This window comes from Mycobacterium sp. TH-M15 (assembly GCF_057473705.1).
The window spans coordinates 1-8059 of sequence record NZ_JBYCLB010000614.1 but is presented as its reverse complement, the minus strand read 5'-3'; the positions used below and the strand labels follow the sequence as shown (position 1 = coordinate 8059).

The following is an 8059-nucleotide window of genomic DNA, read 5'->3' as shown; positions in this document are numbered from 1 at the left end:
CGCCTCGCCGGTGGCCCGGCCGATGCCACGGGCACCGCCGGTGATCGCAATAACCTTGCCCGGTAAATAAATTGCCTTCGCCATGGCCTTAGCCCTGCTTTCTGTGCTTTCTGCAAGCGTGTTCTTCAGCAGCTTCCCGGTGGCGTTGCGCGGCAGCTCGTCGACGAAGACCACGTCGCGCGGCACCTTGTGCCGGGCCAGGTTCGATCGCACGAACGCCCGGACGGTGTCGGCGTCCAGCGCCGCCGACGGCTCGGGGACCACGAACGCGCACAGCCGTTTCCCGAACTCGGCGTCGTCGACGCCGATCACCGCCGCCTCGATGACGCCGGGGTGCCCGTCGAGTAGGTTCTCCACTTCGAGCGGGAAGACGTTCTCCCCGCCGGAGACGATCATCTCGTCGTCGCGGCCGTCGACGAACCACAGCCCGGATTCGTCGAAGTGGCCGGTGTCCCCGGTGCAGAGCAGCCCGTCGACGATCTCTTTGTTGTTGCCGTCGGTGTAGCCGCCGAACGACAGGCCGCTGGCGACGAACAGCGTTCCGGTCCGGCCGGGTTCGGTGATCCGGCGGCGTTCAGCGTCGTAGCAGGCAAGTCGGCAACCGAGCGGTGGCCGGCCGACGGTGCCGGGCGCGGCGCGCAGCTCGGCGGGTATCGCGATGGCGGCGGCGGCGACCTCGGTGGAGCCGTACAGGTTGTACAGCACGTCGCCGAACGCCGCCGCGGTGCGTCGGCACAGCTCCGGGGAGAGCGCCGAGCCCGCGGCGAACACGACCTGCAGTGCAGACGTGTCGTAGCGGTCCAGCACCGCCGGTCCCAGATCCAGGATGCGATGCAACATGGTCGGCACCACGATCAGCACGCTCGCCCGGTGCTCGCCGATGGCTCGCAGGGTTGCCTCGGGGTCGAACCTGCGGGTCAGCACGACGTGGTTGCCCAGCGCCAGGCCCAACGCGCAAGTCGCCAGGCCAGTTGCGTGGAACAGTGGGGCTGCGCCGACGTAGGTGCTCTCGGCCGGCCAGGGGATCCGGTCCAGCAGCTGCGCGGACTGCAGCGGGTCGATCTTGTTGCGCGGCGCGCCTTTCGGGGTTCCGGTGGTTCCGCTGGTGAGCAGCACCATGCCTCCCGGGCTAGCCGGCACCGGTAGCGGACCGCTGTCCTGTCCGCGGGACAGCTCATCGACGTTCAACCGCGGCAGCGACGCCGGCAGCTCGCCGAGCAGCTCGGTGAACTCCTCGTCGGCGAGCACCGCGGCGACTTGCTCGCGTCTGCAGACGTCGGCAAGCTGGGGTCCGGCGAAGCCGGCGTTCAGCAGCACCGCCCGGGCGCCGATCTTGTTGGCGGCGCTCAGCGCCAGCAGGATTCCGCGATGGTTGCGATACAGCAGCGCGAGCACCGAATCCTGGCCGACACCGCGCGCCGCCAGCCCACGCGCCAAGGCAGTCGAGGCGGCTTCCAGTTCGGCGAAGCTCAGCGTTCCGCGGTCGTCGGTGACCGCGGGTGCGGTGCCGTAGCGGGCGGCGGCGTGGGCCAGCAACCCGCCGAACGCCCCGTAGCGACGGATCGCCAGGAGCGCGCGCACCGCGCGGTCCGGCCGCAGCGGCTCCACCATGCCGCGTCGGGCCAGCACCCGCAGCGCGCGCAACCGGTCCACCCGCTGCTGCAACCCGTGCACCTACCCCGTCCTTTCGACGTGATTGCCGATGGGCACCGTCATGATGCGGTTCCGCGCTCGTCGATGGCGGCCCGAAGAAACGCACCGGCAGTCCTCAAGCTGGCGTGCCCCCCGTCGTGACGAGGCCAGATCCAATAGCCGTGCATCAGACCCCGCCACACCTTCTCGTCGCAGCGGCCGCCCGCGGCGACGACCCGCGTGGCGAACTCCTCCGCGTCAGAACGCATGACCTCTCTTGTGCCGAAGTGCAGTTGGATTGGCGGGAGACCAGACAGATCGGCGTTCAACAAGCACAGCCGGGGGTCGTCGACGTCATGGTCCGCCACGTACAGGGCGATGCCACGGGCGGCCGCGCGCGGATCAAAGGGCTGCCGGCGAATCCGCGGGTCACGCATCGGCGCCCGGTAGGCGGGATCGATCAGCGGGCCGAATAAGGCGAGCGCCGCCGGAGCAGGCAACCCCTCGCGGCGCGCCCGCAGTGCCAAGGCAACCGCGAGGTGCCCACCGGCCGAGTCGCCAGCGACCACCACCTTGCCGGGGTCATGCCCCTGGGCGAGTAGCCATCGATACGCCACCATCGCATCGTCCTCAGCGGCGGGGAAGGGATGTTCGGGGGCCAGTCGATAATCGATCACGAGGGCGGGCATACCCGCCAGCTGGGACAGCTGCGACGCGAAACCGCGGTGCGTGCGCGCCGAACAGATCAGGTAACCGCTGCCGTGCAGGATCAGGATCACACCGGCCGAGGACTCGACCCCGGGCGCTCGAACCCACTCCCCCGGCACCGGCGCGGCGACCGGAACGATCTGAACGCCGGAAACCACCGGACTAGTACGGGCAACCGCCCAGTCGGCGACCGGGCGCACTCGGGCTAGAAGCCAACGGCTCGACAACACCACGTGCATCGTTGTGGTGAGGATCAGCCGCGTGATCCGACTGTCGGTCAACCGGTCAGCCATCGCGATCAGGCCAGAACGCGTTGACACCCGGGGCTTCTCGATCATTCCGCCAGCAGGCCCCTGGCGATATGAGTGACCTGGACTTCGTTGCTGCCGGCGTAGATCATCAGCGATTTCGCGTCGCGGGCCAGTTGCTCTACCCGGTACTCGGCCATGTAGCCGTTGCCGCCGAACAGCTGCACCGCGTCCATCGCGACGTCGGTGGCGGTCTCCGAGGAGTACAGCTTTATCGCCGACGCCTCGGCCAGCGACGGCAGCTTGCCTGCCTTCAGCTTCTCGATGGTCTGGAACACCATGTTCTGCACGTTGATCCGGGCGACCTCCATCTTTGCCAGCTTCAGCTGGATCAGCTGGAACTGGCCGATGTTCTGTCCCCACAGCGTGCGGGTCTTGGCGTAGTCGATGCAGAGACGCTGGCACTCGTTGATGATGCCCAGCGCCATCAGCGCGACCCCGACCCGTTCGGCGACGAAGTTGGACCGCGCACTCTCCCGACCGTCGCCGCCGGTGTGCTGTTCGGTCTCACCGAGCAGCCGGTCCGGAGTGAGCCGAACGTTGTCGAAGAACAGCTCGCCGGTGGGCGAGGACATCATGCCCATCTTCTTGAACGGCTTGCCCTGGGTCAGCCCCGGCATGCCCGCGTCGAGGACGAAGGTCAGCACCGGCCGGCGACGCTTGTCGGCCACCGCGCCGTCGTCGAGTTTGGCGTAGACGACCAGCACGTCGGCGTACGGGCCGTTGGTGATGAACGTCTTCTGCCCGTTGAGGATGTAATCCTCGCCGTCACGGCGTACGTAGGTCTTCATGCCGCCGAACGCATCCGAGCCCGAGTCGGGTTCGGTGATCGCCCAGGCCGCGAACTTCTCCAGCGTCATCAGCTCCGGCAGCCAGCGCTCCTTCTGCGCCAGCGTGCCGCGGCCGGCGATGGTGGCCGCACCCAGGCCGAGGCTGACGCCGACGGTGGAGAGCAGCCCGATGCTGACCCCGGAGAGCTCGGAGACCATCACCGCGGCCATCGAGAGCTGGCCGCCGAGCTCGCCCAGCCCGCCGGATCCGCGCTTCTCCGGCTTCGGCCCGCCGGCGGCGATCGCTTCCTCTTTCGCGCGCTGCTTCTCCAGCATCGCCTTGACCGCTTCGGCGGCCATCACGTCCAAGCCGAACTCACTGAACAGCTTGCGCGCGACGGGAAACGGGGAGATCTCACCGCTCTCCAGCTGGTCCAGCTGGGGGCGGATCTCCTTGTCGATGAACCCGCGCATGGTGTCGCGCATGATCACATCGGTGTCGGACCATTCGATCATGGTTGTGCCTTCCCGTTCACGGCAGCCGCGCCGCGATGTCGTCGATCTGCCACAGCCCGCCGGTCTCGATGGTGTCCGTGTCGTGCCAGCCGGCCAGCTTCGAGATCGCTCCGCCCTGCACCGCGTAGACGGTGCCGGTGACTCCGCACTTCTCGGTCGCCAGGTAGGCGACCAGCGGCGAGATGTTGGCCGGGCTGAACAGGTCGAGCTCGCCGTCGTCCGGTTCGGCCATCAGCGCGCCCATGCCGGGCGTGGCCAGGGTGAGCCGGGTACGCGCGATCGGCGCGATCGCGTTGACCCGCACGCCGTAGCGCTCCAACTCCTCGGCGGCCACCAGCGTCAACGCGGCGATCCCGGCCTTGGCCGCCCCGTAGTTGGCCTGCCCGGCGTTGGGCAGCGTCACCCCGGAGGCCGAGGCTGTGTTGATCACCGCGGCGTTGGGCTGGTCGCCGGCCTTGGACTGCGCCTTCCAGTACGCCGCGGCGTGGTGCAGCATCGCGAAGTGGCCCTTGAGGTGGACGTTGATCACCGCGTCCCACTGCGATTCCTCCATGCCGGGGATGAACGCGTCGCGCAGGATGCCGGCGTTGTTCACCAGCACGTCCAGCCGACCGAATTCGTCGCTCGCCTGCTGCACAACGGCTTTGGCGCCGGCCCAGTCGGCGATGTCGTCGCTGTTGGCCACCGCCCGGCCGCCCGCGGCGGTGATCTCGTCGACCACCTGGTGGGCCGGTCCGGCATCGGCACCCTCCCCCGCGTTGCTGCCGCCCAGGTCGTTGACGACGAGGCTGGCGCCCTCGGCGGCGAACAACAGCGCGTGCTCACGACCGATGCCGCGACCGGCGCCGGTGATGATCGCGACGCGTCCCGCTAGTGCACCCATCAGATCTCCTCTGCAATCACGGCCAAACCGTCGGTAATGGCGAACTCGTCCGTACCTGTCCGCGCCGTCTCGAACGCGTAGCTGCTCAGGCCCTCTGCCGATCCGTTGGCCCAGATCCGGGTCTCCAGGTCGTCGCCGGGCAGCACCATCTTGGAGAACCGCACCGCGAACCGCTTGAGCCGGCGGACATCCGAACCGCCGACCTCGGTGAGCACCGCCCAGGAGGTGAACGCCATGGTGCACAGGCCGTGCGCGATGATGCCCGGCAGCCCGGCGGAGCGGGCGACCTCCTCGTCCAAGTGGATCGGCATCGGGTCGCCCGACGCCGGGGAGTAGCGGAAGGTCTGGTCGGCGTCGATGTGCTGGACCACCTTGGCGATCGGCGCCTGCGACCGCATCGCGTCGTCGAACTTGTGGCCCGGGCTCAGCTCGCCGATCGCCTTGCCGGCGTCGAAACCCCGCACGAAGCAGGTGACGTACTGCTCGTTGACCAACTCCCCGTCCTCGGCGCGGCACTCCACCAGCATCGCCGCCCGGGTGCCCTTCTCTAGACCCTGGTAGCCGGTCATCTTGGCCCGGGAGACCAGCTTGTCGCCGGGGCGGATCGGCCGGTGGAAGTGGAAGTCCTGCTCGCCGTGCACGATCCGCGGGATCAGCTCCACCGGCATCACGTCGACGGCCGGGGTGAGCAACGCATGGAAGACCGGCACGAACGCGAAGACCGGCGGCTCGACGTCACCGGCCAGATGTGCGGCGATCGGATCGTTGGTCGCCTTGGCGTACTCGACGATCCGGTCGGCGGTGACCTCGAAGCCCTCCTCGTCCGACCAGACGTTCAGCCCGCCGTCGTCGAAGGCCAGTTCGTCCGTCATACGGTCGCCGATGCCAGGGCCTCGAGCTGCTCGAGGGTCTTGTCGAGCTGCTTGGCACCGTCCTTCTCCACGGCCTTGGCCAGCGCGCCCTTGATAAGCGCGCCTTCGAAGTCGCCGGCGACGCCGAAGTCGGAGCCGTCACCGGACGGGGCGAGGGTGAACTCGAACAGGCACTTCACCCCGGCCATCCCGGTGCCGGAGAGCGCGAAGGTGTGCGGCGCCTCGACTTTCTCGACCTTCCACTCGATCTTGTTGGCCATGCCGAGCATGACGATCTTGGCCACCAGCTTGGTGCCCTCGGTCAGCGCGGACGGCGGCTCCTCCATCCACCTCTCGTGGATGGTGAACCAGTCGCCCCAGGTCTGCGGGTCGGCGACGATCGCCCACAGCGCGTCCGGGCTGGCGTTGAGTTTCTTGCTGGCTTCGATATGGCCCATGGGTGTTCGCTCCTTAGATCGTTGGGTCTCAGCGCTCGGCGCGCTGGTATGCGGTGACCACGGCGGCACCGCCGAGGCCGATGTTGTGCTGCAGGGCGGCGGTGACGCCGTCGACCTGGCGTTTGTCGGCGGTGCCGCGCAGCTGCCAGGTGAGCTCGGAGCACTGCGCCAGCCCGGTCGCGCCCAGCGGATGGCCCTTGGAGATCAGCCCGCCGGACGGGTTGACCACCCAGCGTCCGCCGTAGCCGGTGTCACCGTTGTCGATCAGCTTGGGTGCCTCGCCCTCGCCGCAGAGCCCCAGCGCCTCGTAGAGCAGCAGCTCGTTGGCCGAGAAGCAGTCGTGCAGCTCGATCACCTGGAAGTCCTCCGGGCCCAGTCCGGACTGGCGGTAGACCCGTTGGGCGGCTTGGACGTTCATGTCGTAGCCGATCAGGCTCTTGCAGGTGCCGTCGAAGGTGGAGGCGAAGTCGGTGGTCATCGCCTGCCCGACGATCTCGACGGCCTGGCCGGCCAGGCCGTGGGAGTCGACGAAGCCCTCACTGGCCAAGATCGCCGCGCCGGAGCCGTCGCTGGTCGGCGAGCACTGCAGTTTGGTCAGCGGGTCGTAGATCATCCGCGACGCCAGGATGTCCTCCAGCGAGTACTCCTCCTGGAACTGCGCGTAGGGGTTGTTCACCGAATGCTTGTGGTTCTTGTGGCCGATTTTTGCAAAGTGCTCAGCAGTGCTTCCATATTGCTTCATGTGCTCGCGGCCGGCCGCGCCGAACATCCACGGCGCCGGCGGGAACAGCACCTCCGATATCTCGGCCAGCGCCAGGATGTGCCTCTCCATCGGCTGGGCGCGGTCGTCGTAGGAGGCCGCCAGCGAGCCCGGCTTCATCTTCTCGAAGCCCAGCGCGATGGTGCAGTCGGCCAGCCCGCCGCGGATGGCCTGGGCGGCCAGGTACAGCGCGGTGGACCCGGTCGAGCAGTTGTTGTTGACGTTGACGATCGGGATGCCGGTCAGGCCCAGTTCGTAGAGCGCCCGCTGCCCGGAGGTGGACTCGCCGTAGACGTAGCCGACGTAGCCCTGCTGCACCTCGCGGTAGTCGACACCGGCGTCGGCCAGCGCCTTGGTCCCGGACTCCCGGGCCATGTCCGGGTAGTCCCACGCGCTGCCGTCGTCGTTGGTACGGCGCCCCGGCTTCTCGAACTTCGTCATGCCGACGCCGATCACATACACCTTGTTGGCCGTCTTGTTCGTCATGGAACTCCCTTCCGCCCTGAAACATACATGCACACCTGCATGTAATCAACAAGGTTGCGCTGCCGGCGCTGTCAGCACGCCGTCACCTCAAGGAGCGAGCCGGACACCGCGGTCGCCCACGGGATCGTCGTCATCGGCGCCGGGTTCTCCGCCATGGACACCGGGCGCGCCGGCTTCACCGATTTCCCGATCGTCCTGCCCGGACCCGCGGATCGGACTACGTCGCGGTCACCGCGGCCGCGCAGGCCCGCCTAACCCGGCTGGGCGGCGCCGCGCAACGCGGCCGTCGGCAGGGTCTCCGAGGCGATCTGGCGAAGGTTCGCGCACGCCCGATCCCAGCGGCGCCGGGCGCGCTGTGGATCGTCGTCGACGAAGTTGGCGACCAGGATGCCGCGCAGCGCATCCATCGCGGTGTAGATGAAGTTGCGGATCTCCTTCTGCGCCGGATGCTCGGGAAGCAACTGGGCGATCGCCGCGATCAGGGTGCCGTTGACGACCGGCTCCACCCGTTCGATGTGCGCCGCCAGCACCCGGTCGATCCGGGCGGCCACCCAGAGCTCCATCGTCGCGACGAACAGCGGTCCCTGGTGGGCCTCCCACAGGAAATCCAGCATCGTCGCCACCGGATCCGGGCTGGATTCCACTCGCCCCAACTCCCGGATGGCCGCCTGGGTGCGCTGCTGGGCC

8 protein-coding genes are annotated in these 8059 nt (G+C 68.5%); all 8 read right to left on the bottom strand.

Annotated features, from left to right (window positions below; genetic code table 11):
- Positions 1-1674, bottom strand: a 1674-nt coding sequence (locus AC2VNT_RS15070) for an acyl-CoA synthetase (protein ID WP_486947624.1), incomplete at its 3' end; no start/stop codon positions are given.
- 38 nt (positions 1675-1712) lie between these two features.
- Positions 1713-2633: an alpha/beta hydrolase gene (locus tag AC2VNT_RS15065; RefSeq protein ID WP_486947623.1), complete on the bottom strand. Its 921-nt coding sequence runs from the start codon at positions 2631-2633 to the stop codon at positions 1713-1715.
- A 41-nt stretch (positions 2634-2674) separates the two neighbouring features.
- Positions 2675-3934, bottom strand: a complete 1260-nt coding sequence (locus AC2VNT_RS15060) for an acyl-CoA dehydrogenase family protein (RefSeq protein ID WP_486947622.1) — start codon at positions 3932-3934, stop codon at positions 2675-2677.
- 16 nt (positions 3935-3950) lie between these two features.
- The gene (locus tag AC2VNT_RS15055) at positions 3951-4817 is read right to left on the bottom strand and encodes an SDR family oxidoreductase (RefSeq protein WP_486947621.1); all 867 of its coding nucleotides are present in this window, start codon (positions 4815-4817) and stop codon (positions 3951-3953) included.
- Positions 4817-5689 (bottom strand): MaoC/PaaZ C-terminal domain-containing protein, encoded by an 873-nt coding sequence (locus tag AC2VNT_RS15050; RefSeq protein ID WP_486947620.1) that lies wholly within the window; start codon positions 5687-5689, stop codon positions 4817-4819. The genes AC2VNT_RS15055 and AC2VNT_RS15050 overlap by 1 nt, the downstream gene beginning before the upstream one ends.
- On the bottom strand, positions 5686-6126 hold the full coding sequence (locus AC2VNT_RS15045) for a type II toxin-antitoxin system Rv0910 family toxin (protein ID WP_486947619.1): 441 nt from the start codon (positions 6124-6126) through the stop codon (positions 5686-5688). Before AC2VNT_RS15045 ends, AC2VNT_RS15050 begins: the two co-directional genes overlap by 4 nt.
- A 28-nt stretch (positions 6127-6154) precedes the next feature.
- Positions 6155-7372, bottom strand: coding sequence for a lipid-transfer protein (locus AC2VNT_RS15040; RefSeq protein ID WP_486947618.1), 1218 nt, complete (start codon positions 7370-7372; stop codon positions 6155-6157).
- A gap of 251 nt (positions 7373-7623) precedes the next feature.
- The coding region (locus AC2VNT_RS15035) for a TetR/AcrR family transcriptional regulator (protein ID WP_486947617.1) at positions 7624-8059 on the bottom strand (436 nt) is incomplete at its 5' end.

What these genes read in the sequence shown, in the direction of transcription:
- AC2VNT_RS15050 (WP_486947620.1), bottom strand. Translation starts at nt 5,689, where the DNA reads ATGACGGACGAACTGGCCTTCGACGACGGCGGGCTGAACGTCTGGTCG.
- AC2VNT_RS15065 (WP_486947623.1), bottom strand. Translation starts at nt 2,633, where the DNA reads ATGGCTGACCGGTTGACCGACAGTCGGATCACGCGGCTGATCCTCACC.
- AC2VNT_RS15040 (WP_486947618.1), bottom strand. Translation starts at nt 7,372, where the DNA reads ATGACGAACAAGACGGCCAACAAGGTGTATGTGATCGGCGTCGGCATG.
- AC2VNT_RS15045 (WP_486947619.1), bottom strand. Translation starts at nt 6,126, where the DNA reads ATGGGCCATATCGAAGCCAGCAAGAAACTCAACGCCAGCCCGGACGCG.
- AC2VNT_RS15055 (WP_486947621.1), bottom strand. Translation starts at nt 4,817, where the DNA reads ATGGGTGCACTAGCGGGACGCGTCGCGATCATCACCGGCGCCGGTCGC.
- AC2VNT_RS15060 (WP_486947622.1), bottom strand. Translation starts at nt 3,934, where the DNA reads ATGATCGAATGGTCCGACACCGATGTGATCATGCGCGACACCATGCGC.